The following is a 25,882-nucleotide window of genomic DNA, read 5'->3' as shown; positions in this document are numbered from 1 at the left end:
TGATTTATACCGTTTTTTACGGTTGAAATCCGGAGACAAAGGCTGTCGCTAACGCTCCTACAGTTCCAAACTTCTCCTCCATTACTATCGTACCTTCACATCTTTTTTATTTTTTTTAGGTAAACGAAGTAGCCGTCCTTTTATAGGGACGGCTACTTGCTGTATTATCCCATATTAGCTCTTTATGTTACTAACATTTCAGCTAATCCCACTGTTTAGGTGGGTAAAGCGTTTCTACTTGGACAGGCCATATGTTAATATGTAAGGAGTAAGCATGAAAAAGGCGAGGTGCACTATGGAAAAGTTGATACTTATAGATGGAAATAATATTATTTACCGTGCTTTCTTCGCGATGCCCCCGCTGACAAATACAGCAGGGCAACAGACGAATGCGGTTTACGGATTTACAACGATGCTGCTTCGTTTGATTGAAGAACACAAGCCAACACATATGATTGTTGCCTTTGATGCAGGGAAAGTCACCTTTCGGCATGAAGGTTATGAGGATTATAAAGGTGGTCGGCAAAAGACACCACCGGAGCTCTCCGAGCAGTTTCCGCTACTGAAAGAATTACTCCGTAATCTAGGGGTACCGCAGTTTGAAATTGGTAATTATGAGGCCGATGATATTATTGGAACCATCTCTCGCCAAGCGGATGAAGCAGGACGTCAGGTTATGATCGTTTCGGGAGACAAGGATATGCTTCAATTGGCTTCTGAACACACGACCGTTGCGTTGATCCGCAAAGGGGTTACTGAGGTCGAGCTTTATGGACCGGAACAAATTCGTGAGAAATATGACCTAACACCAGAGCAGATCATTGACCTTAAAGGGCTGATGGGCGATGCGAGTGATAACATCCCGGGAGTGCCGGGTGTGGGTGAGAAGACTGCTCTGAAGCTTCTGCATCAATTTGGATCGGTGGAAGGCGTATTAGCAGGAACCGGTGAGCTTAAGGGTAAAATGAAAGAAAAGCTGGAGACGCATGCGGAAGATGCTGTAATGAGTAAGAAACTGGCGACAATCTATCGTGAAGTACCTCTTGAGCATTCTTGGGAAGATATGGTCTTTAACGGGATTTCAGCGGATACAGCCGGACCCGCCCTTGCCAAGCTGGAATTCAAATCACTTTTAGAACGGCTGTCTCTTAGCGCTTATGCTCCTGTTGCTGATGGAGAAGAGGGGGCGGGGGAAGTTGAGGCTGCTTTACTTGATATAACGATCGTTGGCGAAGAAGAACTAGAGGCGCTGAGTGAAGCACTGCCTAGTATTTCGGCGCTACATGTGGAATCAAACGGGGATAATCCGCATCGTGCTGAGGTGATCGGGGTAGGGTTATCTTCTCTGGAGCGGCATTATTATGTGCCATTTGAATTACTGCAGAAACCAGCTGCTGCGAAGCTACGCGAATGGTTAGGAGACGAGAAGGCTCCGAAGAGCGGGTATGATCTTCACCGTGCTGATTTAGCATTGCACTGGCATGGAATTGCTTTTGCAGGTGCAGCCCATGATGTGCAGTTGGCTGCTTATTTACTGGATCCGACTGAAGCTAATCAGAACTTAAACGATCTTACCGCTAAATACGGCTTGCCACGGCTGTCTCCTGATGAAGAGGTATTCGGAAAAGGTGCTAAATATAAGATTCCTGAGCTTGAAATCTTAGGGAATCACGTCGCACGTAAGAGTGCCACGGTACTTGGCATCGCCCAGAAACAACAGCAGGAATTGATCGAAACGGCGATGACCGGACTGTTCGAGGATCTGGAAATGCCATTATCACGTATTCTTGCGGATATGGAGAAACAAGGGATTGCAGTCAATGAAGGAGATCTCAAAGAGCTCGGTAAAGAATTCGAAGCTCAGATTTCCAAGCTGGTCACCGAAATTTATGAAATTTGTGGCACAGAGTTTAATTTGAATTCACCAAAGCAGCTGGGTGAAATTTTGTTTGTAAAACTAGGTCTCCCGGTAGTCAAGAAGACGAAGACCGGATATTCCACAGACGCTGAGGTGCTGGAGAAGCTTGCACCGTATCACGATGTAGTACGTTTGATTCTACAATATCGCACGATTGCAAAGCTGCAATCCACCTATGTTGAGGGGCTGCTCAAAGAAATTTCCCCGAAAACTGGGAAGGTGCACACCTTCTATCGGCAGACGATTGCCGCGACAGGACGTCTTAGCAGCCAATTTCCGAACCTGCAGAACATTCCAATCCGCTTAGAGGAAGGACGTAAAATCCGCAAAGTGTTTGTTCCCTCCGAACCGGGCTGGTCCATTCTGGCGGCGGACTATTCGCAGATCGAACTGCGAGTGCTGGCGCATATTTCCGGTGATGAGCGGATGAAGGAAGCTTTTCTTCATGATATGGATATTCATACAAAGACGGCGATGGATGTGTTTGGAGTCACCGCTGATCAGGTTGATAGCAACATGCGTCGTGCGGCTAAAGCCGTTAACTTCGGCATCGTGTACGGCATCAGTGATTACGGTCTGTCGCAGAACCTGAATATTCCTCGCAAAGAAGCCGCTCAATTTATTGAGCAGTATTTCGAGGTATACCAAGGCGTACGTCGATATATGGACGATATCGTAGTGGAGGCACGGAAGCATGGTTATGTAACCACACTACTGGAACGCCGCCGTTATCTGCCTGAGATTAATGCGAAAAACTTTAATCTGCGGTCTTTTGCGGAACGTACAGCAATGAATACACCTATACAAGGAACTGCTGCTGATATCATTAAGCTGGCAATGGTGCATATGGACAAGGCGCTATTCGAGCGTGGGTTAAAAAGCCGCATGCTGCTTCAGGTGCACGATGAGCTTGTATTCGAGGTGCCGGAGGATGAAATGGAGCTCATGAAGACGCTTTTGCCGGAAGTGATGGGTGGAGCATTGCAGCTATCTGTGCCGCTTAAAGCAGAGGTAAGTTTTGGTAGCAACTGGTACGAGGCGAAATAGGCTCCCTTTAAGGTGTGCATATCAGCTATAATGTAGTTGAGGTGAAGACATCATGCCGGAATTACCGGAAGTAGAGACAGTCAAGAGAACACTGAATGAGTTAGTTAATGGAAAGCAGATAGAGAGTGTAACCGTTCGGCTGGCTCGGATTATTCAGCGGCCGGATGATATTCAGGCTTTTGCCAACCTGCTCGCAGGTCATAGTATTGTTAATGTAGAACGAAGAGGAAAGTTTTTGCGCATCGTACTAGACGGTTTGGTGCTGGTGTCTCATTTACGGATGGAGGGCCGTTACGGACTTTTTTCGAAGGATGACCCACTGGACAAGCATACGCATGTGATATTCCATTTTACGGATGGTACTGAGCTGCGCTACACGGATGTTCGTCAGTTTGGTACGATGCATCTTTTTCAGATCGGTGAAGACCTGCAGCTTCCGCCCCTAAATAAGCTTGGACAGGAGCCACTGGAGCCATCTTTTACTCCGGAGAGGTTTAAGCAGATTGTATCAGGCAAAAGCACAAAAATTAAATCGCTGCTGCTGAATCAGGAATATATCGTCGGGATAGGTAATATTTATGTAGATGAGTCGTTGCACCGTGCAGGAATTCATCCTGAAGTGAGCGCAAAAGATCTCTCTGATGCTCAGCTTGAACAGCTGCATCACGCTATTGTCGCGACTCTGACGGAAGCGGTGAACGCTGGTGGCTCATCTGTAAAATCGTATGTGAATGGTCAAGGTGAGAGCGGCACTTACCAGCAGCAGTTGTTGATATATGGTCGTAAAGATCAGCCGTGTAATCACTGTGGAACGATGATTGAGAAAACTGTTGTAGGTGGCCGCGGCACGCATTATTGTCCAAGCTGTCAACGTAAGGCAGAGATCTGAAGAGGTAATTAGGTTGGCACCCACTACTTGTCCCGCCCATATACTGTGTGAAGAATGCTCAATAGAGAACGGAAGCTGAATAAAGTGAATTCTTCAGTGTTCCGGTTCTTCACAGGAGGGATTGCGGGTGCTCAGCCCATTTTTTTCACTGATATTATTAGCTTTTGCATTGAGTTTGGATGGTTTTGGCGTTGGTATTACATATGGACTGCGTAAATTAAAAATACCATTGCTCTCCGTTCTGATTATCTCGCTTTGTTCGGGGGTAGTTATTTGTGTATCTATGCAGGTAGGTGTGTTGCTTGCTAAGGTAGTATCTCCACATGCGGCTTCTGAGGTTGGCGCTGTTATACTCGTGTTAATGGGGTGCTGGTCGCTCGTTCAGATGCTAATGCAGAAAGAGAAGGAACAGAGTGGTGAATGTGAAAATAATGAAGAAAATGTGCTAACCACAGCGGCTTGTGCAGAGGTAGCTGTTGATACGGAAGATGTTGTAGCAGAAGCAGCCATAGCTCAGGTGCAGTCAAAGTCGGCTGTCTTTTCTCTTGAACTACGGCGGTTGGGGATTGTTGTACAAATCTTACGTACGCCGTCATCAGCCGATATGGATGATTCTGGGAGTATTTCTTCCATGGAAGCAATGCTGCTTGGGATTGCACTCTCGCTAGATGCTTTTGGAGCCGGACTAGGTGCAGCACTACTCGGGTTCAATCCGATATGGACATCACTTACAATTGCTATGTTTAGTGGTACATTTCTATTGCTGGGCATGAAGACTGGATTAAGATTCGCCGGGAACTACTGGATGAAGCATGCTGCTGCACTACCCGCGTTATTATTAATTACAATGGGAATACTGAAGCTATTATGAGGTGAGTACATGATTATTGGCTTAACCGGAGGCATTGCATCCGGAAAAAGCACGGTGTCCGCACTGCTTGTGAGCAAGGGAGCGAGGCTGGTTGACGCAGATGTGATCGCCAGAGAAGTTATGCTCCCCGGTCATGAGGTGCTGGCTGCGGCTGTGAAACAATTCGGAAGTGAGATCCTCTCTCCGGACGGCACACTGAATAGGGGCAAGCTGGGGGACATTGTATTTCGAGACCCAGCGGCCCTGCAAGCTCTGAACAATCTGACGCATCCTGCAATCCGGCGGGAAATTAAAGAACGTATGAACAGCATGGAGGAAGAAGATCCAAAGAAGTTAATCATTGTGGATATCCCTCTTCTTTTTGAATCAGGACTCGAGAACTTGTTCCATGAGATAGTGGTGGTCTATGTTCCTCGTGAGGTACAAATCGCTCGATTAATGGAACGTAACGGACTTTCAATAGAAGAAGCAGAAGCACGCTTGAATGCACAGATGGATATTGAAGCGAAGCGTAATAAAGCGGACTATATCATTGACAACAGTGGCGATCTTGCGCACACTGAGCAGCAGGTTGCTGTTTTTTGGGACAGGCTGGGCTTATCATGAAATGGTTACGTAAAAAAAGAGTCCTTCTTCTGTTATTCATTGGTTTTACTGCGATATTGTTTCTGAGTACGAACTGGATGTCCTGGTTTTATCCGATCCATTATAAAGATGAGATCCGTAAGCACAGCATTACGTACGATATAGACCCGTTTTTAGTAGCTTCGATTATCCGAGTGGAAACGAACTTCAAAACTGGACGAGAATCCAAAAAAGGTGCTATAGGTTTAATGCAGCTTATGCCGGATACCGCCAAGTGGGCTCTTGAAAAGGCCAAGCTTCCAGATGTATCTATGGAGGAGTTAAAGCATGAACCCTATGCAAATATTGAACTAGGTACTTGGTATCTTTCAACACTATCCCGTCAGTTCAAAGGTAATCGTACAGCAATTATCGCTGCTTATAATGCTGGGCCAGGAAAAGTTAAGCGCTGGCTGGACGAAGGAGTCTGGGATGGAACGGATGCTTCGATTAAGGATATTCCGTTTGGTGAAACCCGTCATTATGTACAGCGTGTCAATTATTACTATGATCAGTACACGGATATTTACAGCGAATTCTAAAACCGTGTTATGTATAAAAAGAAGCATTAAACGACCTGTTGGTCGTTTAATACTTCCTCAGTAAGCTTATGTCGACAGGTTATTTGTATTGACCTGCCAATTGTTGTTCTGCCAGGGTTACAAGACGTTTAGTGATGTAACCACCGATCGAACCATTTTCATAAGAAGTTTTATTGCCTTGGTAACCATCTGGGGAAAGCGTGATTCCTAGTTCTTGGGCAACTTCATATTTAAGTTGTTCCAAGGCACCGCGGGAATTTGGAGCTACAAGGTTATTGGAGCTGTTGTTTTGGCTCATTGCTGTTCACCTCCTCTGTTGGTAACTGTATTATGTGCCGGACTTGCCATAATCATTACAACAAAAAAACGGTGATTTCTGGAAAAAATGAAATAGCTCTTCAAAAGCCGGATGTTTAAAGGTCCGGGACAAAAAAACATTATGTAATAGGAAGTGATGAAGCTTATGAAATGCCCTTACTGTGACCACACAAATACTAAAGTACTCGACTCGCGACCAGCGAATGAGAATAAGTCAATCCGCCGCAGGCGTGAATGCGAGGGATGTAGCAAAAGGTTTACAACCTTTGAAATGATTGAAGAAACACCGTTAATCGTGATCAAGAAAGACGGCAGCCGTGAGGAATTCAGCCGTGATAAAATTCTGCGTGGTCTAATCCGTGCTTGCGAGAAACGACCAGTCTCTGTAGAACGTCTAGAGAAGATCGTCTCTGAAGTGGAGAAATCCCTACGTGGCATCGCTGTAGCAGAAGTGGAGAGTCAACAGATCGGTGAATTTGTTATGGAACAGCTCTATCCAGTTGATGAAGTCGCGTATGTTCGCTTTGCGTCCGTATATCGCCAGTTCAAGGACATTAACATGTTCATGAAGGAACTAAAGGGTCTGCTGTCTAAAAGCACTGGGGATCTGGATAGATTGTAGAGTTGTGGCTAGTTTACTGACTATAAAAAAAGTGTTGACAGCGAAGGCGATTTTTTATATTATATAGGAGTCGCCTACGGCGCTTGAGTTTGTCAGAATGACTTAAATACACCGAACTGAATTTTAGAAGTGTGTTTACATACACCTAAAAATTTATGTTTGGGGCCATAGCTCAGCTGGGAGTACAAGCTGGTTAGAAACACTACCCTAAATTAACCGAATTTCGATTATCATTAATTGGGTAAAATGTAAATATATGGGGAATTAGCTCAGCTGGGAGAGCGCATCGCTGGCAGCGATGAGGTCAGGGGTTCGATCCCCCTATTCTCCACCAGAATACTTCATATTATGGACTCTTAGCTCAGTTGGTAGAGCAGTAGACTCTTAATCTATTTGTCCAGGGTTCGAGCCCCTGAGAGTCCATCCTAAGAAAACGGCAGAAATGCCGTTTTTTTGCTATTTTCGAACCTACAAACTCGAATTACCAAACATCAAACACATAAAACACAGCAAGGACAACCGCCACCTAGGCACCCAAAAAAATCGCTTTTGCTGCTCGTTCTTTTTGTTTAGTTTGTCACTATCTCACAGCTCACTGCTGGCTCCTCCATGGGGTTTACTAACTTAGATATTAAGATGCAATATATTACACGTTCGGTGAAGGCAATGAAAAGCAAAGAGTTCTCGACGGGGTGTCTGTTGAAATAAACGAGGGTGAGTTCGTTGCCTTAGTGGAATGGATAGTATAGGACAGGGTAAGGTCATTTTTGACGGTAAGGACATATCGATACTCAAGGGAAATGAGCTTGCGGATATACGCCGAAATCAAATGGGATTTGTGTTCCAGCAGCCAACCTTATTGAAAAACTTGAATATGCTCGATAATATCATTCTTCCATCTATGCGAGATAATAGAAGAGATGTTGCAAGAATAACAGAGAGTGCACGGTTATTTATGAAAAAGGTAATGCTGTGACAGCAGCCGTACCCATTGTGGTTGAGGCATTTGATGAAGACTAACTTTTTCTTGATAAGAGAAATCCCAGAATGCTTTGCTACATAAGGATTTCTATCGCTGTTCCCTAACGTACAAAACCTCGTCGCTCCACTGGCAGCGACGAGGTCAGGGGTTCGATCCCCCTAGGCTCCATATTAACAAGACGGACATCCATTAGGGTGTCCGATGCGAGGGACATCAGAATTCTTAATCAGTCGCGAATGAAGCCGTAATCGAAGCCATGACCTGTTATGAGTAGCCGGGCGGCTGCACGTCGACGTCGACCAAGCAGTTGGTATATTAATTGTCTGTGGAAGCCCAGTCGGTATGGCAATTTACGCCGAGCATATGGCTAAAGACAATCCCGACTACAAGAAGTTGGCAGGCTCGCTGGTAAACCGTTTCCATCTTCGAACGCATAAAGCACAAATTATCGTTCCCATAAACGCTATAACACTCCAAGAAATAATAGTAAATTTCCAACCCAGATGTTCGCTTAAGGTTGCGATGCCATAAATGGATATGGCGCTGCCGAGGTAAGTGAATGAATTTAGAATACCCGACATAGTCGATACGCGCCCGTATTTTTCAAAATGCAAAGGCAGATAGCTGAGCAGCATCAAATTTATGCCGTGCATACAACCTGTTATGATGGCCATAAGTGTAATGGATACAACTGCATTCGAGGCAAATAGCGTGATCAACACCATACAAGCGATAAATCCAGTGCCCCAAATGTAGGTTGAGGTCTTTAATTCGTTCTCAACAAGCCGTTGAACAAATGTCGCGAAGGCAACACTCACGATCGTAAAGATGGGAAGTATGGCTGTACTCAAAATCGATATGGAAGTGCTCAAGTGGTAGACGTCTTGGATGTAGGTCGGCATCCAGGTTGTAATACCATCGCGCAGAGCGCCTTGAAACACAATGACCAACATAATCGGCAGTAGACCCGATGCAAAAATGAGGGTGCTCGTCTTTGTCAAAACCGGATTTCGGATGGATATCTCTTCGACTTTTGGTTCAGGTACAGTAAATTCTTTTACGCCAAAAAACCAGACCAAGGCTATCAAGAATCCCACAATAGCAGGAATGATAAAGGATAATCGCCAACCGGAAATCAATATACAGAATGGTACAAGTAAATAGACGGCAATTGTTCCGGCAGAAGCCGCCGTAGCTACGCCGATACTTGTTTTCCGGTAGTTCACATCGGATAGGGTTTGCGCCATAATACGCACTAGCGGCGGCCATAGCATGGCTTGAAAAAGTCCGTTGAAACACCAAATGAAGATCATAAGATAAATGTTACTCATAAATGAAATCGTAAGATTACAGATCGCGGTTGCCAATAGCCCTATAAAAATCATATTTCGAGGTTTTATACGGTCGCCCAAAAAGCCGCAGATCGGTTGACCGACTCCATAGGTTATAAAACTACCGGTAACTGCCATACCGGCAAGCTGATTGGATATCTTAAGCGAATCTACGATTTCAGAAATAGCAGCGCCATAATTGATCCGTGTAATATAGCTTGTGAAATAGACTAGACAACATAGTGTGCTGAACGTAAAGAACTGACGCTTCGTCAGTTCTTTATTGCCTATACCAGGCATTTGCCTTCCCAATCCACATTGCTCTCTACACCAAGAAGTTTTGTTATGGTCGGCGCGATATCGATGATATTGGCGTAAGGAATGAATGTTCCGGGAGCAAACGATTTACCTTTCACAAATAGCGGTATCGTCATATCATCAGGCTTATTCGTACCATGATTCCGGTCGTGACCACCATGATCAGAGGTTACGATAATCGTATAGTCTTCCGGCACCGCACATGCGGCTTTTTCGATGCATACCCAAGAATCATAGACTGATTGAATGTATTCATCTGACATCCAGCCATACTTGTGGCCGATTACATCGACAAGTCCCAAATACAAGAAGGTAAAATCGGGTAACTGTTCATTTATATATTTGATTGCTTGGTCAGTTAGCATCTTGTTAGTAGCCTCGTATGTATAGGCTTCGCCTGATATAAAACAACTGTAAGCTAATGATCCGGGACGAGCCACATCTTGAAGCTCCGACCAGTTGTGGAAAAATCCGCACGTTTTTTTATTCGCACTCAGTTGTTCGCAGAGCCCTGATATAGGCCGAACCTGGGGAGTGTATATATTATCCAATATACCGTGACGCTCTGGAGGGACACTAAGAAACAACGACATGTGACACGGCAAGGTCACGCTTGGCATAACCGTTTGCGCATCGAGGGTGAAGCTTCCCTTAGCCTTCATTTCTTCAATAAAAGGATGCCCGGATTTTTCCAAACTATCAGGTCGCATACCATCGACCAAAATCAGCAATACTTTTTCACTCATAGGAATCACTCCTGTTAGTTAATAATTTGAATGTCATTCTTTTTATAAAGCGAGTACATATGATCTGGCAGTTCATGGTCGGTGATGATTTTAAAGGATGTCGATAAGTCACAAAGCTTGATTGAAGCAGTTGATTCGAACTTCGAGCTGTCAGCAAGGATAAACACCTCGTCTGTATTGCGGATATAAGCCCGTTGAATATCAAAAAGCTCGTGGACAAATACGCCAATACCATTGCGCAGCGAAATGGCCGACGGAAAAACAAATGTTTTTGAAAAATGAAGCCGATTAATCGCATCTAATGCCATATGACCGTAAAATGCTTTTTCTTCACGGAGGTATTGCCCACCAATTTGAATCAATTCAAACCCATCCGTATCACTCAGAGACCCAAAGACCTCCGGGGAATTTGTGATAATCGTGAGATGGTGAAAATGATCTCTTAACAGCGGCACTAACTCCATAGCGGTGCTTCCTGAATCAATGGCTATCGTGTCGTAATTGCGTATAAACTGTATAGCGATTTTTGCGAGATATTGCTTTAAAGCTTTGTTTTCCGACATGCGATTTTCAAGGTTTGCAAAGCTATGCATCTTTTGGTTCGATACAGCTCCGCCATGTACGCGTTTGAGCGCCTGTTGGTTTTCAAGATATTCTAAATCGCGCCGAACGGTTTCAATCGATACGCTGAACATCTTAATGAGCTCTGAAACGGTAATGGACGATTTTTGTTCAAGCATCTCCATAATTTTTAAACGTCTTTCATTTGCAAACAAATGCAATCAACTCCTCACATATACACAATATGTTATATCGCTTATGTTATAATCTGTCAAGACTATGTTTACTTCAGCATGAGTGCTTTTGCGGCCAACAATAGACTCTGGTCGGGACGAGCGACTTAGGTTATTATGAAAGCGCAAACATATATTCTGAGTAGTCATGAAAACTACAATTTAGCTACAGAGCATAAAGGCATTCTGAACGGAGGATACGATGGAAAACTGGTTGGGTAAATCGTTAAAGCAGAAGCTGAGCTTGTTGATTATTATTTCGGTATTGGTACCCGTGTTGTCTCTGGGACTGTTCTCCTATTATATTGCTGAAAGCTTAACGGAGGAGAAAGCGAAAAGCTCAGGCATTAATACGCTTCGGCAAATTGGGGCCTATTTGGAAAATATGGTAAGCGATGTCGAGAATCTATCACTATTCCTCATCGGCCACCCTGATGTCCAAAGCTATTTGAAAACACCGGAACGCGATTTGCTAAAGCAAACCTCCATCATTAATTTACTTACAACATTATCGATTTCCAAATCATATATCGCCAATGTCATGATCGAAGCAAATGAAGATAATAAGCCGTCGGTTTCCTTCAGATCTGTCCTCGAATCAGAATGGACCGATATTCAGAGCGAGTATCCCGGTTATTATGAGGAATATCCAAAATGGTGGTCTCCGGTGCATCACTTTGTTACGTCGGACGGCAAAGAGGATGCCATTACGATGTCACGACCGATTCGCAGCACATCAAAATATTACAAGATCGGCATGCTTAAAATTAGCTTGACACAATCGGTTATTTCTAGCCATTTAAAGCAAGCTGGACTAGAGGGTGAAGGTGTCGCCCTGCTATTGGACGAACAAAACAGGATATTGGCTGGGCCGGAAGGGTATTCGACTAACAAGAACTTGAACGAGTATTTCCCCGGAATAGTTGATTTCAAGGGAAGGTCGGGTTCGTTCGATTACCGAGAAGCGGAGGAACGGAGTACAGTACTGCACTATCAGATGCCGAATATTAACTGGAGGCTCGTAGGCATCATTCCAGCAAAAGCTTACAGAGCGCAGAACCAGTATTTTTTAACTTTAACCGCAATTGCAGTCAGCATTTCCATGCTCTTTGTGATCGCTTTCGTACTTGTACTTATTCAAAAGGTGACGAAACCGTTGTCTGCATTAACGAAGTTTCTTAGAAATTCCAGCCCAGACGAGCCGCTGCCGACGCTGCCCGTCACATCGATCGATGAGGTTGGACAACTGATTATTAGCTATAATCGGATGAGCTCGCGAATTATTAATCTAACCGATGAGGTGAAGCACAACGAAGCGTTGAAGAAGGAAGCGGATATGTCGGCGCTTCAAGCGCAGATCAATCCGCATTTTCTATACAATACGTTATCGTCTGTCCACTGGATGGCGCTAATGAAGGGAGACGAAAAAATCGCGGATATGGTCGGCTCATTGAGTGATTTTCTTCGTTTCAGCTTAAATAAAGGACAGGAATATTGTGCAATCAGCCAAGAAATTTTGCATGTAGATCATTATGTGAAGATCCAGTCCATTCGATATCCAGATAAATTTGATTACGAGGCGAATATTCCGGCGGAGCTTCTGGATCTGAGAATGCTGAAGCTGCTGCTTCAGCCGCTAATTGAAAATGCGATGATTCATGGCATTTTGAAAAGAGAGGGTAAAGGAAGCATTATCGTTAAAGCGGTGTCAGCGGGAGAGCGTATTACGTTTATCGTTCAGGATGACGGTGTCGGCATGAGCAGGGAAAGATTGGAGCTGCTGAGGGAGAAGATAAGCGCAAACTTGGGTATTGATCCGCTGAAGAATAATGACTCGGCAGGCAGCAGCTACGGATTACGCAACGTGCATAATCGGCTGCAGCTTCATTATGGGCATGAAGCCGGTTTGCGGATCGAAAGCGCAGAAGGAAGCGGCACTAAAGTTAGTTTTACGATTATACCGCTCCAATCAGAAATCAAATAGGTTGCAACCTTTGTGGGAAGGAAGGAGAATCTGCACATGAAGCTTTTGATAGTAGATGACGAAGTCATTATTAGGACCGGCCTTAGCACGGTTATTAAATGGGAAGAGAATGGCATTGAGCTGCTCGCACCGGCTGCTTCCGCGGAGGAAGCGCTGATGCGCATTCCGATAGAGTGCCCTGACATCATACTAACCGATATTCGCATGACGGGAATGACGGGATTGGAATTGTCTCGCGAGGTTAAGCGGAATTTTCCATACATTGAAATTGTTATATTGTCTGGATTCGATGATTTCGCATATGCACAGCAAGCGATGCGGGAAGGAATAAGTGATTATTTGCTCAAAAATAGCCGTCCTGGCGATATTATGACTGCGGTTATGCGCGTGAAGCAGCGTATCGTCAGCAGACGGGAGGCAGTGCTTCAAGAAGCCATCCATCAAACGGCGTTCCGTTGGAAGCAACTAGATCGGTTTCTTCGCGGGGACAATCTCCTGACGGAGCGTGAAAGTGAGGAACTGCTGATCTATTATCCTGAGCTGAGGCTCGGATCGGATATGGAGAAGCTAGAGCTATGGCTAGTTACATCTGCGTCTCCACTGACAGTGAAGGAGGAGACAGAAAGTGAAATGAATGAGGCGGCTGCGATGATTAGGGATTCTCTTGGCTGCGTCATTCTGGAGTGGGAATATGGATGGCTGCTTATTTTCCGCAGGGGGCGGCCGGGCGCGAAGCGATTGGTTAAGGCGTCGATGGAGCGGGCGGAGCACGTTTATCGCCAGCCTTTTTTTGCCGCATGCGGTGTATGGGCCAGCAACGTGGCAGAACTGAGAGAGTCACTTCGCACTGCCGAACAAACCGTCTCGTACCGCTGGTTGGCAGAGGAAACAAGAATGCTGGCCTATGAGGATATTAAAGACCGGAAAGGAATGCGGACCGTTTGTACGGAAGAAGTGGAGAAGAAGCTAACCGCCGTTCTGAGAAGCGGGAGCCGAGAAGTCGTACAGCAGTGGATTAAAGGTGAACTGGCGAGCATTAGGAAGGATGCGGAAGCGACACCTAGTTCCGTTCAAGCATATTTACATTCCTTGATCGTTGGGGGGTACCGCTGGCTAGAGCGTGCAGCAGCATCCGTTGGTCAATCGATGCCGAAGCTTCCACAGATTGAACAGCTGGACATGAAGCTGCTTACTGCGAATCCAGAAGAAACTTTGCAGCAGATGCTGCTTGCGATCCATGCGCAGTATGAGCGATTAAACGGCAGCAGAAATGAAGCCATTGACCGAACTGTAGCCTATATACGCGAGCATCTTGCAGACAGCTTGTCTTTGGCGCAGGTAGCGGCATGCGTACATATGAATCCGAACTATTTTAGCAAGCTGTTTAAGCAGGAAACAGGTAAAAACTATATTGAGTATGTAACGGAAGCAAGAATGGAATGGGCTAGCCGTTTGTTGAGGGAAACGCCGGCGAAGGTGAGCGAGATCGCTAAGCGGGTAGGTTACGAGGATATGAAGCATTTTAACCAGCTGTTTAAGCGTTACAGTGGCGAAACCCCTTCGCAATATCGTTCAAGATGAATCGACTAAGGTGAAAATATCCCCCGTATGGGCTTAATTTTCCCCCCTACGACTTCTCGTCTGTCTTATCTATACTAGGGTTATCACTAAAGGGGGAATATTTGAATGAAGAAGAGACTTGCGTTAGTAACGACAATTATCTTGATGATTGCCCTTTTGGCAACCGCTTGCAACAATAGCGGAAAAAAGGAGCAGAGCAATGAAGACAAGAAAAGCTCTGGAGAAAAAACTAAAATTTCAATATGGCATAACTTCGCGGGTGACGACCTTCGTGCCAAAGCGGTTAGAGACCTGATCGACAAGTATAAAGAGGAGCATCCAGACGTTGAGGTAGACGTGCAAGCGATCCCAGTTGACGGTTATCGTCAACGCCTAAGCACAGTGGCTGCGGCAAATGAAATGCCAGACGTATTTTTCGTTTATGCGGGCAGCCAATCTCAAGAGTTCTATGATGCCGGTAAGCTTCAACCGATTACAGAGTTGATGGATAAATATCCAGAATGGAAGAACAGTTTCTTGGCAGGGGCATTCGACCGCTATGAGTTTGAAAAAGGACAAATTTTCACAGCGCCGCTCGGTATGTCAGCAACTTCGTTCATGTATTATAACAAAGATCTTTTCGAGAAGCACAGTGTAAAAGTGCCGACTACTTGGGAAGAGATGATGACTGCAATTAAAACATTCAACGACAACGGCATTACGCCGATTGCCCTCGGGAATAAAGCACCATGGGTTGCACAATCGACGATTATCGGTTCGTTGGCTGACCGCGTGACGGGCACAGAATGGTTTTTGAAAGCAGCCGCTCAAGATGGAGCGTCTTTTACAGATCCTGTGTTCATTGATGCTTTGGGTAAGTACAAAGAGCTCGTTGACAATAAAGCGTTTCAAGATGGCGCAAACAGCATCGACAACACGCAAGCAGAGCAATACTTCATTCAAGGCAAGGCAGCTATGATGATTAACGGCGCATGGTCGCTTACGAATCTTGCAGCATCCGCAACTCCTGAGCAATTGGCACCTATCGAAGTCACAACAATGCCTGGTATAGAAGGTGGAGCAGGCAAAGCGAATACGCTTTCCGGAGGTGCCGGCGCTGGCTTCGCGCTTAACAAAAATACAAAAGACGCACAGAAGCAGGCAGCACTTGATCTGATCTACGCAGTAAGCGGACCGGATGGGCAAAAGGCGATCGCAGAAAGCAACTCGATGGTTATGTACAAAGTAGATCTGGATAAGTCGAAAGTAAGTCCACTTTACTTCAAAGCTTACGAATTGGCTGTGAATTCTGAAATTACGCCGGTATATGACGCCTATTTATCTGCTGAAGCAGGCGAGGTGATCAACAACGGTCTTCAAGAGCTTATGATGGGCGGTAAGCCGGAGGATGTAGCTAAAAAACTTCAGGATGCGCAAGCGCGTTCGACTAAAAAGTAATCAGACAAAAGTACGTAAAGGAGGCTGTCGCCATGCCTGCATCATTGCGCAGCAGAAGCTTCGTCATCATGGCGCTGCTTCCTGCACTACTCATTTTTATCGTCTTTGCGATCGTCCCGATTTTTTGGTCAGCTTACTACGGTTTCTTTGAGTGGAAGGGACTCGGTGCTGCTAAGCTTATCGGGTTGGATAATTATCGAATGATACTAGAGGATCATGTATTCTGGAGAGCGCTGAAAAACAACCTGATCCTTGTCGTCTCGGCAGTAATAGGTCAAGTATCGGTCGCATTGCTGCTGTCATTGCTCCTGCTCAAGAACACGATGTTCAATCGGTTGATGCGCTCCGCCGTATTTCTCCCGATGGTGCTGTCTACAGTCGTCGTCGGTCTCATCTGGGGCTATATTTATCACCCGCAAATCGGTTTGTTGAATCAATTATTGGAGACGCTGGGATTGGAAGCATGGCGTCGACCTTGGCTAGACGACCCTAAAATCAATATGTTTGCCGTATCGATCCCGATTAACTGGGCGAATATCGGCCCGTATCTCATTATTTTCATCGCTGCACTCCAAAATATCTCTTCAGAAATTGAAGATGCTGCGAAGATCGACGGGGCGATAGGCTGGAGGAAGCTATTTTTCGTGACGCTCCCGATGATTTGGGGAACAGTGGTTGTAACCGTCATACTGTGCATATCTGGAAGTTTGAAGGCATTCGACCATGTTATCGTCATGACGCGCGGCGGACCTGCACAATCGACAGAATTGCTCGCCACATATATGTACAATAACACCTTTACGGTATACCGTTACGGCTACGGCTCTGCGGTATCCACAATGATTATTCTGATTAGCGCCGTGCTCATTGGCCTAAATCATATCATCACGAAGAGACGCGGCTAATGGGCGGTCGGCTAATGTTAGCCCGGCCGATGAAGGAGTGAATCGCTATGCAAGCAATGATAGACGCTCGGTCGGAGAAGATGAGAGGCTCGCTGTGGCGTAAGCCGATTTCCGGAATTGCGAAAATCATCCTGTTATTTTATGCCATAATTACATTGTATCCGCTATACTGGTTAGTAATAAGTGCATTCAAGTCGAATCAGGAATTTTTCAATCGTCCTTATTCCTGGCCGCAGCATTGGCAGTTCGATAATATAACTCGGGCATGGGATCTTGGAAATATGGACCGGGCGGTGCTCAACTCCACAATAGTTACTATCTCGGCACTACTGCTAACCATTGTGCTCGGCATGCTTGCAGCTTATGTGCTTGCCCGATTCCCATTCAAGTGGAGTGGAGTTGTAAAAGGATTGTTCTTGCTCGGCATGCTCATTCCAATTCATAGCACACTCGTTCCGTTGTTTATTTTCATGAACAAGCTCGGGATGCTGAATACGTACTGGTCACTCATCCTACCTTATACGGCATTTGAATTACCAATTGCAATCTTCCTCGGAATGGCCTATATCGTATCCATTCCGAGAGAGATAGAGGAAGCGGCGATGATCGACGGCAACGGCTGGTGGGGAATCTTCGGACGCATCATTTTCCCGTTATCCCTGCCGATCGTGGCTACGATTACAATTCTTGCATTTTTGAGGTTTTGGAATGACTTCTCCTTCGCGCTCGTCTTTATTAATTCTCAAGCGTTGAAGACGCTGCCCCTCAGCTTGTCGCTCTTCTCCGACGGATTCGGAACGGACTACAGCTTAACGATGGGCGCGATGTTTATTGCTGCAATACCAACCATCCTCATCTTTTTGATCTTCCAAGAGCAAATTATGAAAGGCATGGTTGCAGGCTCGGTCAAAGGTTGACACCCTTGATCGAGTTTTTGGTATGACTTTATAATTATTTCATTCTTGTGGAGGGATTGATAGTGAAGTTACATTTTATAGGAGAATTGAGCGAGCTTCAATCAGGGCTTCAGTTGCTGCTTACCGAACTTATGACAGAATGGTCGGAGGATGGAATTCCCGTTTCGATAGAACCGTCTTCAGGGGAACTGGAAGTTGGCTATGATGGTAAAAGCGCTTATATTCGTTATAGTGCTAAACATCAATTTTTCCGCGGCTTGGGACTGTTGATTCAGAAGATTAGTGGCGGAGAGCTATTTCAAATTACAGAGCAACAACAATTCGATGCGATCGGTCCGATGTTTGATTTATCGCGTAATGGAGTGCTAACCGTTGAAAGCTTCAAGTTTATGCTGCGCAAAATGGCGCTGATGGGCTTGAATAGCGTCATGCTCTATTTAGAAGATACTTACGAGATAGAAGGCGAGCCCTATTTTGGCTATATGCGCGGCCGCTACTCGGCGGCGGAGTTGAAGGAAATCGACGATTACGCCGATCAATTTGGCATTGAAGCATTCCCGAGCATTCAGACACTGGCTCATTTGGAGGAGTTTCTGAAATGGGAGCCGGTAAAGGAATATAAAGATACAAAAGGCGCGTTGCTAGTTGGAACGGAGAAGACCGATCGTCTGGTCGAAAATATGATTGTCAGCATTAGCGCACCGTTCCGCAGCCGGAAAATCCACATCGGCATGGATGAAGCGGAAGAGCTTGGACGCGGCAAATTTTTAGATCGCAATGGATATATGAGCCGTTTTGATATTATGACAGGTCATCTGGAGCGGGTGCTCGCAGTAACTCGACGCTTAGGGTTGAAAGCGGTGATGTGGAGCGATATGTTCCTGAAGCTGGCTTCGGCGAACGGAGAAGATTATTACGGCCATGAGACGCAAATATCAGAGGATATGTCGAGCCGCATTCCTAAGGACATAGATATGGTTTACTGGGACTATAACCACGTCGAGGAGAAGGACTACGAAACATTGATCGCCAAACACCGGCCGCTCGGTAATAATCTTATTTTTGCGGGTGCTGTGTGGGTATTCAATACGTTCGGTGTCAATTACGGGCTATCCTTGCCGGCGACCGATGCAGCGCTGACGGTATGCAAGAAGGAAGGCATCCGGGAAGTTTATGCGACGATGTGGGGTGACGACGGAATGGAGAGCAATCCGTACATCGCATTGCTCGGCTTGCAGTTTTATGCGGAGCATGCTTATTCTTCGTCGACGCCGACTGACAAGGCGCTAGCCGAGCGCGTTCGGTTCTGCACCGGCATCGAGGCGGATGCTTACATGGGACTGAAGTATCTGGACGAGACACCAGGAGCTGCGCCAAATAATCAGAAGCAGAGCAATCCGTCTAAGTTTCTGTTGTATCAGGATGTTCTGCTGGGGTTGTTCGACAAACAGATTGATGGGCTAGATATGGCGGCTCATTATGCATGGGCGGAAGGCGAAATTGCAAGCCGCAGAAAATCCGAGGCAGAGCTAGATTACTTGTTCGAGGTGCCACAAAAGCTGTGTGCGGTGCTGAAGCAGAAGAGCGAAATCGGTCTTGAGCTGAAGCGGGCTTATGACAGTGGAGACAAGGCAATGCTTAGGCGGATTGCAGAGGATGTTTTGCCCGAAATCTCGCTGGGTGTGCAAAAGCTTCGCGCCGCACACCGGAAGCAATGGCTATCGATGTTCAAACCGTTCGGCTGGGAGGTGCTCGATATTCGTTACGGCGGCGTCGTAAGCCGGCTGGATACAGCGAGCATGAGGCTATTAGAATATGCGGACGGAAAGCTCGAGCGGATCGAGGAGCTGGAGCAGGAACGATTGCTGTATAGCACGACGAACCGCTTCACCGGCAAAGGTGCAGGCTGGTGCAGCTATTATTACCGTATGGCGTCGCCTAACGTCTTTTTCCATGTGATCAATCCATTCTAGCTTGAAGAATTATAGAATAAGAAAGATAGTCCATCCTACAAAACGGTAGAAATGCCGTTTTTTTTGTTGTTCAACCAAACAAATATCAATCCGTGTGCTCCGCCCCGACACTTACCGTTAATCTGAACGTCGCGACTAACCATAATTTTCCCGAATTTCTACTTCATCTGACGGTTGTGGACACCACAGCCCTTATTTGCTCGAATCGGCCTATTGTGCAGAGCTAACGGACCGTATAGCTCTTATTCCCTTCAGAAGGGCAATATTTCATTCGAATATCCGCATATAAGTGCAACTGAGTCCGTAAAAGTAGAAAAACAGCGATTATGGAGGAAATAAGGGCTGCTCGGTCCGTAAGCGCTGATATTCACAAAAAAAGCCGCCTTAATACTCTCCCTCCTCAAGATAAACTCGGATGGGTGGAGTATTAAAAGCGGCGTGTGCTTCACTACCTATGATTCTTAGAATATCGCGACCAATACAGGAAGCAATAAGGAAAGTAATATCTGAGTGTACCTACTTAATTTACCAAGCTACCAGTAGATTGTTGTTCTTTCCATACCATCGTAATGACAAGACCAATAAACATAATAACTGCCGCAAATAGATAGGGATAGTTGATGTTTACATCAAATAATATACCGCCTAATGCGGGTCCGATGATATTGACAAAGCTGAATGAAATTAATCACAAGTCTGGAGTTGAAAAACAGCAGACTATTTATAAGCTATGGTCTTAATTGAGAAGTACACGGCATCCATCTTATGTGAAGTATTTATTATTGATTGTTCAACACCAATAGATTAAATGTGAAAGTATGGTTCAACTATTATTGTGAGAAATTCGAGGCTGCATTTATTCAATTAGCTCGGATTTCCGCAGTAGTTTGTGTACAATCACGGCGGCTTCCGCTCTCGTAATGAAAGCCTTCGGAGCGAGCTTCTTGCCGCCGCGGCCGGAGATGATTCCAGTATGAGACGGTTAATGAAGACAGCCTTCGGCAAGCTGAACAGTACATTCAAGACGTTATGCAAGCCGAAGCCGATTATGAACGAAGCTATTTTAATCCCCAAATCGGACAATTGCATCAAATGGACATTCCTGCTCACCACGACCGAATCGCATTTACCATATCGACCTGAGGAAGGACGATAGCATAGCTGCCCGCGCCGCTTTAATGCGGCTGCTAATTTCCCTTATCTTAAAACAAGGAATGTTGATGTTCTCTAGCCCGCTGCCTTATCACCAAGAGATCACTAAACGGATGGGCTTTCAGCAGGTTGAGGGAGCTACTCATTACGATTTTGATGAGCAAATTCCTTCACCCACATTTATGCTGGACATTCGCGGAGAGAGGCAAAAGGCATATTTCGACCGTTGGGTCCAGAGTGCGGGCTTATCTCTGACTCCGGAGTTACCCGACAATTTATTCGGCTTCACTTCCAAAGAGCGAGAGGTCGCTCTGCTTGTACTGTCTACCGATTCCAGCGCGGAAATCGCGAACAAGTTGAATGTCACTCAAGTTGCGGTCAATAAGCATCTCGGCAGAATCTATAAGAAAGCCGGCTTTGCGAGGAAAACGCAATTGCTAAAGAAGCTGATGGAGCTCTAACTCTATCAGGATCGCCTGCAACTTAAGATTAAGAAGAGTAAGATATATCGCAATTTGGATATACTGGATACTCTAGAAAAGTAATTATGGGAGATAATGCGCTTCCGATTTCAATCCTGTTTATGAAATTGCACCAATATTATGTTGAAGGAATCACAAGTGGTTCTGTAAAAGGGTAAGATCTGTTGCGGGGATTATTCGATATAGATATTCAAAATGAAAGACACCCGGTTTTGTTTGACTGGGTGTCTTTTTGCTGATATTAAATATACGAAAAAATTTTTTTGTCTCCTATTTACTTGTTCTAATGAGTGTTCCACCACTTAATTTACCAACCCACCAGTGGATTGTTTTTCTTTCCATATCAGCGTAAATCCAAGACCAATGAACATAATGACAGCGGCAAATAGATACGGATAGTTGATGTTAATGTCAAAAAATATACCGCCTAAAGCAGGACCGGCTATATTGCCGAGGCTCGTATAGGTTGAGTTCATTCCAGCAACAAAACCTTGTTCTTTTTCTGCCGTTTTTGATAAATAGGTCGTTAAGGCTGGGCGCAGCAAGTCAAAGGCAAGGAAGATGAGGCAGGTTACGGACAGAACAGCGAAATAGCTTGAAATCATGGTGGATGCTATCGCAAATACGACACCGGCAATTAAGCATAGCTGGATGAGCTTTTTTTCACCGAGCTTATCTACCATTTTACCGAACAAAAAGATCTGCACAACCACCCCAAATATGGAGCTTACGGTAATGACGGTTGCGATATCTCGCGGTGTGTAGCCAAATTTATGATCAGAAAATAGACTGAATACAGTTTCATAGGCAGATAAACCAAACGCAAGGACAAATACGATTATAAACGCAATAATATATGCTGGATGGAACGAACGTTTGAGATCAGAGATAAAGCTGGTATCTTTTTTAAGCTTACTGATTTCCAGAAGTTGCTCTTTGGATAGTGGCTCTTTCAGTATAAATATCGACGAAATACAAGTGATTAAGGCGAAGCCAGCAGCGAAGTAGAAGGGGGCACGTATACCAAGCTCAGTAATAAAACCTCCGATACCAGGGCCGATAATAAAACCGATGCTGATTGCCGCGGACACGTATCCCATTGCCTTGGGTCTTTCCTCTATTGAAGTAATATCTGCAACATAGGCAGTGACGGCAGGCATAATGAATGCACCAGCAATCCCTCCAAGAATTCTGGCGATATAAAGAACGGATACATGTGTACCTAAACCAAAAATCAATTCCGATACACTGAAGAGTATTAGGCCGATTATAATCATTTTTTTTCTGCCATAAGTGTCAATCCATCGGCCTGCTATTGGAGACATGACTAGTTGTGCAAATGCAAATGCTGCAACTAGATACCCCATCGTTTTACCTGACAAATGCATAATATTAATGAAGGATGGCATAACAGGTACGATAAGTCCGACGCCTAGAAAAACAATGAATATATTACTTAGCAGAATGAGTAAGACTGCTTTTTGTTCTTTTATTGGTTTTTTCATGATGTAATACCTCTCTTTGTAAAATCACAGCTGTGAAATACCTCTCCAAAATACGGTCCATGAGGCATTTAGTTTTTCATTTAAACGGATTTCATTATTGCCATACACAAGCTCTAGCATGATCGAATCTACTACACCTAAAAAGGCAAGAGTAGGGATGGATGCTGCATCTTCCACGATGACTTTGGCATCGATCCAAGCTTGGAATTTACTTTCTAATGCTGTTTGAATCCTTTTTTCCGTATCAATCACTTCCTCATCAATCGCTTTAGCAAGATGGGGCGGTGGGAAAAAAGTCATACGCAGCCAAAACTTTAACTGCTCGTTCTTTTGAAACAAATCCATTACCAATTGCAGATATCCTAATAAATCTGTTTTAGGATTTTGGGTACCCACCTTACACAAATATTGTAGTTTCGATGAGATTTCTGTCTCTTTGGCATCTTGTAAAACTTGCAGGAAAAGATCATCCTTCCCTTTGAAATGAGCATAAAGAGATTGTTTTTTCATCCCAACCAACTCGGCAATTTGTGATAGAGAAGCTCCCTCATACCCATGAGTTGTGAAACATTTCAAAGCGATGTCTTTAATTTCTTTTCTTTTCAAAAAAACCACCTCGATATTAACGAACGTTCGTCAGTTATATTATCAAAATTAATTGTTTTGTGCAAATGAAATTTAACTTCTGCGTAAGAAGGATAGCTCGACGATCATTAGGAGATTCTTCCCTTTTAACGTAATCTAAATTCTCAAGCTGTTTGAGAAGACGACTAACCAAACTAAAGGAGTTGATCCTAAAGAAGAACTCCTACTATAGTGTCAGCTCTTTTTCGTTACGAATCAGCTCGTATGTGTTGTCGAAAGACGAGAATAACCTCGGATTTAATTATTAAGTAAATGGTTATGTGTAACATTCTAAGTACTTTTGTCGCCATGCAGGAAGTAGAACAAATTTAAGGGAATATGTTTCTTCAATATATATAGGATGAAAGTAATCGTTATAAGCTTATCTTTTAAAGGGGAGGGAACATATGAGGAAGAATTGGCGGATGTCTAGCACTTTAAGGCTTTTTTTTATACTTGTAGTCATTCTGCCGATCATCTTATTCTCCATCATTATTCTAAATATTTATAAGCGAGATATTCTTCAGCAAAATACATCGCGATCTCAGCAAACGGCTCAAGCGATCTCCTATTCCGTTAGTCAGGAAATTAAGAGGTTGACGGGTCTGTTTGCTTCCATCGGTATGGACAGGGATGTGATGGCAAAGCTTTATGATATTAATAGAAAGACTGGAATCGAAAAACAGCAGGCTAACTCTGAGCTAAAGGTTCTAATTGAGAAGTACACGGCATCCATCTCTGGTCGTGTGTTATCGGTAAATTTCCTTTTTAAGGACCACAAATCGTATTCGTACTTAAAAAACTTGAATATAGATACTTCCTATTTTCGTCAGGAAATGTGGTTTGAGCAGGTGCTAAATAATCCGGATAGCGTTCAGTTTCTGGGGATGCTGCCCAATGTTGTCTATGGTAATTACAATCCTTACAATATGGTTGCTGCCTTATCTCCAAGTGTAATCAATCCTTTATCCAAGCTAGAAATGATTCTTTTTACATTTGAGAGCAGTGCCTTTGATCATATTTTGCAATCGCGTGACAACACGGAATCAACCTTATACATCGTCACTGAGGAAGGCCAGATTATCTCCTCGAATACCCTTGCTTTAAGAGGAAGCGAATTTCCGATGCACTGGTTTGCAAATCGTGGACCCCAGGATAAAGGTTACTTTGTGGATGCTAATGGTGAAACTACGAATCTGATAACGTATGCCAAGGTCGATCGGACAGGATGGTGGCTTGTCCAGTCCATTCCATATGCTGATTTAACAGCCAATTACGTTAGTGTGAATTATATCGTTTGGGTTTTTGCAATAATGATCATCGGGGCGTTTATTCTTGTATCATTTTATTTCGTATCTAATGTTACTAAACCGCTTAATGAGCTTCTTCGGCAAATGGACCTGGTAACAGAAGGTGATCTAAACGCTAAATTTATTGCAACCGGTAGCCTAGAATTAATTAAGTTAGGACATTCCTTTAATCATATGACAGAGCGTGTTCAGGATTTGTTACGTCATCACGAAAGACAAGAAGTGGAGAAGAGGAAGGCGGAGTTTGCGGCACTTCAGTCTCAGATTAATCCTCACTTTTTAATAAATACACTCAATTCAATCAAATTTATGGCTTTAATTAGTAAGGCAGATAACATCCGGAATATGACGCATGCACTAACTCGCCTTTTGGCTTCTTCTTTTAATCGTGGTGGGATTTTGACTACGATTGATGAAGAGATGGATCATTTGAAGCATTACTTGTATATCATGGAGATTCGTTTTGGTAGACCGATCCAAACGGAATGGGATGTAGATAAGGAATTAGGGAGTTATTGTATTTTAAAGCTGCTATTACAACCTATCTTAGAGAACAGTATTATTCATGGACTAAAGAATGTTGACTATCCTGGCATCATCCAGATCATAGTGAGAAAACAAGGGGAAGATCTACTAATAACCATAGCGGATAATGGTGTAGGTATGTTGGAGATGGATTCTCAAGGATCTGACAGCGATGGCATACGACGTCACCATTCATTCAGTGGTATGGGAAACAGAAATGTAAATAAACGAATTCAGCTTCATTACGGGAAGCGATACGGTTTAAAGTACCAGAAGAATAAACCTCAGGGAACGATAGTATCGATTAGACTACCGTTAATCGACACACCGGAGGAAGAGATACAGGATCAATTGTTAGGAGAAGGAGGATGAAGAAAAATGCTGCGGAGGATCATAAAAGATCATAGTCCAGAGGGAAAACATCATTCATATGTGACTTCAGAGGAGATATGATGGTGTTCAATATTGTAAGCGTATTTCATATT

22 protein-coding genes, 2 tRNA genes and 3 pseudogenes are annotated in these 25,882 nt (G+C 44.4%); 19 read left to right on the top strand and 8 right to left on the bottom strand.

All coding sequences use genetic code 11. The features are described 5' to 3' along the window. The first annotated feature begins 295 nt into the window (after positions 1-295). From polA to NSS67_RS24370, 5 genes are all read left to right on the top strand, one after another. Positions 296-2,965, top strand: coding sequence for a DNA polymerase I (gene polA / locus NSS67_RS24390; RefSeq protein WP_339316248.1), 2,670 nt, complete (start codon positions 296-298; stop codon positions 2,963-2,965). A 52-nt stretch (positions 2,966-3,017) separates the two neighbouring features. Next, positions 3,018-3,854, top strand: coding sequence for a DNA-formamidopyrimidine glycosylase (gene mutM, locus NSS67_RS24385; RefSeq protein ID WP_339316247.1), 837 nt, complete (start codon positions 3,018-3,020; stop codon positions 3,852-3,854). 127 nt (positions 3,855-3,981) lie between these two features. After that, positions 3,982-4,725: an MntP/YtaF family protein gene (locus NSS67_RS24380; RefSeq protein ID WP_339316246.1), complete on the top strand. Its 744-nt coding sequence runs from the start codon at positions 3,982-3,984 to the stop codon at positions 4,723-4,725. 9 nt (positions 4,726-4,734) lie between these two features. After that, entirely contained in the window at positions 4,735-5,331 is a 597-nt protein-coding gene (gene coaE, locus NSS67_RS24375; RefSeq protein WP_339316245.1) for a dephospho-CoA kinase, read from the top strand. Then, positions 5,328-5,891: a lytic transglycosylase domain-containing protein gene (locus tag NSS67_RS24370; RefSeq protein WP_339316244.1), complete on the top strand. Its 564-nt coding sequence runs from the start codon at positions 5,328-5,330 to the stop codon at positions 5,889-5,891. The genes coaE and NSS67_RS24370 overlap by 4 nt, the downstream gene beginning before the upstream one ends. A gap of 79 nt (positions 5,892-5,970) precedes the next feature. On the opposite strand, the gene NSS67_RS24365 is transcribed toward NSS67_RS24370, so the two are convergent. Beyond that, positions 5,971-6,189: an alpha/beta-type small acid-soluble spore protein gene (locus NSS67_RS24365; protein ID WP_042126012.1), complete on the bottom strand. Its 219-nt coding sequence runs from the start codon at positions 6,187-6,189 to the stop codon at positions 5,971-5,973. A 165-nt stretch (positions 6,190-6,354) separates the two neighbouring features. On the opposite strand from NSS67_RS24365, the gene nrdR reads away from it, so the two are divergent. The 4 genes and pseudogenes from nrdR to NSS67_RS24345 form a co-directional block, all read left to right on the top strand. Beyond that, positions 6,355-6,831, top strand: coding sequence for a transcriptional regulator NrdR (nrdR, locus tag NSS67_RS24360; RefSeq protein WP_339320692.1), 477 nt, complete (start codon positions 6,355-6,357; stop codon positions 6,829-6,831). A 258-nt stretch (positions 6,832-7,089) separates the two neighbouring features. Then, a tRNA-Ala gene (locus tag NSS67_RS24355) sits at positions 7,090-7,165 on the top strand. Between the two features lie 16 nt (positions 7,166-7,181). Beyond that, positions 7,182-7,254, top strand: a tRNA-Lys gene (locus NSS67_RS24350). A gap of 218 nt (positions 7,255-7,472) precedes the next feature. Next, positions 7,473-7,798: pseudogene (locus NSS67_RS24345) on the top strand (ABC transporter ATP-binding protein); the annotation flags it as partial. 398 nt (positions 7,799-8,196) lie between these two features. Here the strand turns inward: NSS67_RS24345 and NSS67_RS24340 are convergent. The 3 genes from NSS67_RS24340 to NSS67_RS24330 are packed head-to-tail and all read right to left on the bottom strand — an operon-like array spanning position 8,197 to position 10,984. Beyond that, on the bottom strand, positions 8,197-9,444 hold the full coding sequence (locus tag NSS67_RS24340) for an MFS transporter (RefSeq protein WP_339316242.1): 1,248 nt from the start codon (positions 9,442-9,444) through the stop codon (positions 8,197-8,199). Then, positions 9,432-10,208: an ectonucleotide pyrophosphatase/phosphodiesterase gene (locus tag NSS67_RS24335; RefSeq protein ID WP_339316240.1), complete on the bottom strand. Its 777-nt coding sequence runs from the start codon at positions 10,206-10,208 to the stop codon at positions 9,432-9,434. The genes NSS67_RS24340 and NSS67_RS24335 overlap by 13 nt, the downstream gene beginning before the upstream one ends. Positions 10,209-10,222: 14 nt before the next feature. Further along, positions 10,223-10,984: a DeoR/GlpR family DNA-binding transcription regulator gene (locus tag NSS67_RS24330; protein ID WP_339316238.1), complete on the bottom strand. Its 762-nt coding sequence runs from the start codon at positions 10,982-10,984 to the stop codon at positions 10,223-10,225. 220 nt (positions 10,985-11,204) lie between these two features. On the opposite strand from NSS67_RS24330, the gene NSS67_RS24325 reads away from it, so the two are divergent. From NSS67_RS24325 to NSS67_RS24300, 6 genes are all read left to right on the top strand, one after another. Further along, positions 11,205-12,986 carry a sensor histidine kinase gene (locus NSS67_RS24325; protein WP_339316237.1) on the top strand — a complete coding sequence of 594 codons (1,782 nt, stop codon included), beginning with the start codon at positions 11,205-11,207 and terminating at the stop codon, positions 12,984-12,986. 36 nt (positions 12,987-13,022) lie between these two features. Further along, positions 13,023-14,567 carry a helix-turn-helix domain-containing protein gene (locus NSS67_RS24320; RefSeq protein WP_339316236.1) on the top strand — a complete coding sequence of 515 codons (1,545 nt, stop codon included), beginning with the start codon at positions 13,023-13,025 and terminating at the stop codon, positions 14,565-14,567. 105 nt (positions 14,568-14,672) lie between these two features. Then, positions 14,673-16,004 (top strand): extracellular solute-binding protein, encoded by a 1,332-nt coding sequence (locus NSS67_RS24315; protein WP_339316235.1) that lies wholly within the window; start codon positions 14,673-14,675, stop codon positions 16,002-16,004. A 32-nt stretch (positions 16,005-16,036) separates the two neighbouring features. After that, the gene (locus NSS67_RS24310; protein WP_339316233.1) at positions 16,037-16,909 is read left to right on the top strand and encodes a sugar ABC transporter permease; all 873 of its coding nucleotides are present in this window, start codon (positions 16,037-16,039) and stop codon (positions 16,907-16,909) included. Between the two features lie 56 nt (positions 16,910-16,965). Then, positions 16,966-17,826 (top strand): carbohydrate ABC transporter permease, encoded by an 861-nt coding sequence (locus NSS67_RS24305; RefSeq protein WP_339320691.1) that lies wholly within the window; start codon positions 16,966-16,968, stop codon positions 17,824-17,826. 62 nt (positions 17,827-17,888) lie between these two features. Beyond that, the gene (locus tag NSS67_RS24300; protein WP_339316231.1) at positions 17,889-19,799 is read left to right on the top strand and encodes a beta-N-acetylhexosaminidase; all 1,911 of its coding nucleotides are present in this window, start codon (positions 17,889-17,891) and stop codon (positions 19,797-19,799) included. Positions 19,800-20,319: 520 nt separating this feature from the next. On the opposite strand, the pseudogene NSS67_RS24295 reads toward NSS67_RS24300, so the two are convergent. Then, positions 20,320-20,466 (bottom strand): annotated as a pseudogene (locus NSS67_RS24295) (MFS transporter); the annotation flags it as partial. A gap of 222 nt (positions 20,467-20,688) precedes the next feature. Between NSS67_RS24295 and NSS67_RS24290 the strand changes: the two are divergent. The 3 genes and pseudogenes from NSS67_RS24290 to NSS67_RS24280 all read left to right on the top strand — a co-directional run. Further along, entirely contained in the window at positions 20,689-20,955 is a 267-nt protein-coding gene (locus NSS67_RS24290) for a hypothetical protein (protein ID WP_339316229.1), read from the top strand. Between the two features lie 22 nt (positions 20,956-20,977). Beyond that, positions 20,978-21,412: a helix-turn-helix transcriptional regulator gene (locus NSS67_RS24285; protein WP_339316227.1), complete on the top strand. Its 435-nt coding sequence runs from the start codon at positions 20,978-20,980 to the stop codon at positions 21,410-21,412. A 9-nt stretch (positions 21,413-21,421) separates the two neighbouring features. Further along, positions 21,422-21,493, top strand: a pseudogene (locus NSS67_RS24280) (RNA polymerase subunit sigma-70); the annotation flags it as partial. A 242-nt stretch (positions 21,494-21,735) separates the two neighbouring features. Here NSS67_RS24280 and NSS67_RS24275 read toward each other — a convergent pair. Genes NSS67_RS24275 through NSS67_RS24265 form a run of 3 tightly spaced genes read right to left on the bottom strand, consistent with a single transcriptional unit; the run spans position 21,736 to position 23,731 of the window. Further along, positions 21,736-22,938, bottom strand: coding sequence for an MFS transporter (locus NSS67_RS24275; RefSeq protein WP_339316225.1), 1,203 nt, complete (start codon positions 22,936-22,938; stop codon positions 21,736-21,738). Between the two features lie 24 nt (positions 22,939-22,962). Beyond that, positions 22,963-23,553, bottom strand: a complete 591-nt coding sequence (locus NSS67_RS24270; RefSeq protein ID WP_339316223.1) for a TetR/AcrR family transcriptional regulator — start codon at positions 23,551-23,553, stop codon at positions 22,963-22,965. Between the two features lie 25 nt (positions 23,554-23,578). Continuing rightward, positions 23,579-23,731 (bottom strand): helix-turn-helix domain-containing protein, encoded by a 153-nt coding sequence (locus NSS67_RS24265; RefSeq protein ID WP_339320690.1) that lies wholly within the window; start codon positions 23,729-23,731, stop codon positions 23,579-23,581. A 238-nt stretch (positions 23,732-23,969) separates the two neighbouring features. Here NSS67_RS24265 and NSS67_RS24260 point away from each other — a divergent pair, with 238 nt between their 5' ends. Then, the gene (locus NSS67_RS24260; protein ID WP_339316221.1) at positions 23,970-25,769 is read left to right on the top strand and encodes a sensor histidine kinase; all 1,800 of its coding nucleotides are present in this window, start codon (positions 23,970-23,972) and stop codon (positions 25,767-25,769) included. Positions 25,770-25,882 lie beyond the last annotated feature (113 nt).

The organism is Paenibacillus sp. FSL R10-2734 (assembly GCF_037963865.1).
In the GTDB taxonomy this organism is placed as follows: Bacteria; Bacillota; Bacilli; order Paenibacillales; family Paenibacillaceae; genus Paenibacillus_AQ.
This window is presented reverse-complemented; position numbering and strand designations above follow the sequence as displayed.

What these genes read in the sequence shown, in the direction of transcription:
- polA (WP_339316248.1), top strand. Translation starts at nt 296, where the DNA reads ATGGAAAAGTTGATACTTATAGATGGAAATAATATTATTTACCGTGCT.
- mutM (WP_339316247.1), top strand. Translation starts at nt 3,018, where the DNA reads ATGCCGGAATTACCGGAAGTAGAGACAGTCAAGAGAACACTGAATGAG.
- coaE (WP_339316245.1), top strand. Translation starts at nt 4,735, where the DNA reads ATGATTATTGGCTTAACCGGAGGCATTGCATCCGGAAAAAGCACGGTG.
- NSS67_RS24370 (WP_339316244.1), top strand. Translation starts at nt 5,328, where the DNA reads ATGAAATGGTTACGTAAAAAAAGAGTCCTTCTTCTGTTATTCATTGGT.
- NSS67_RS24365 (WP_042126012.1), bottom strand. Translation starts at nt 6,189, where the DNA reads ATGAGCCAAAACAACAGCTCCAATAACCTTGTAGCTCCAAATTCCCGC.
- nrdR (WP_339320692.1), top strand. Translation starts at nt 6,355, where the DNA reads ATGAAATGCCCTTACTGTGACCACACAAATACTAAAGTACTCGACTCG.
- NSS67_RS24340 (WP_339316242.1), bottom strand. Translation starts at nt 9,444, where the DNA reads ATGCCTGGTATAGGCAATAAAGAACTGACGAAGCGTCAGTTCTTTACG.
- NSS67_RS24335 (WP_339316240.1), bottom strand. Translation starts at nt 10,208, where the DNA reads ATGAGTGAAAAAGTATTGCTGATTTTGGTCGATGGTATGCGACCTGAT.
- NSS67_RS24325 (WP_339316237.1), top strand. Translation starts at nt 11,205, where the DNA reads ATGGAAAACTGGTTGGGTAAATCGTTAAAGCAGAAGCTGAGCTTGTTG.
- NSS67_RS24320 (WP_339316236.1), top strand. Translation starts at nt 13,023, where the DNA reads ATGAAGCTTTTGATAGTAGATGACGAAGTCATTATTAGGACCGGCCTT.
- NSS67_RS24315 (WP_339316235.1), top strand. Translation starts at nt 14,673, where the DNA reads ATGAAGAAGAGACTTGCGTTAGTAACGACAATTATCTTGATGATTGCC.
- NSS67_RS24310 (WP_339316233.1), top strand. Translation starts at nt 16,037, where the DNA reads ATGCCTGCATCATTGCGCAGCAGAAGCTTCGTCATCATGGCGCTGCTT.
- NSS67_RS24305 (WP_339320691.1), top strand. Translation starts at nt 16,966, where the DNA reads ATGATAGACGCTCGGTCGGAGAAGATGAGAGGCTCGCTGTGGCGTAAG.
- NSS67_RS24285 (WP_339316227.1), top strand. Translation starts at nt 20,978, where the DNA reads ATGCGGCTGCTAATTTCCCTTATCTTAAAACAAGGAATGTTGATGTTC.
- NSS67_RS24275 (WP_339316225.1), bottom strand. Translation starts at nt 22,938, where the DNA reads ATGAAAAAACCAATAAAAGAACAAAAAGCAGTCTTACTCATTCTGCTA.
- NSS67_RS24260 (WP_339316221.1), top strand. Translation starts at nt 23,970, where the DNA reads ATGAGGAAGAATTGGCGGATGTCTAGCACTTTAAGGCTTTTTTTTATA.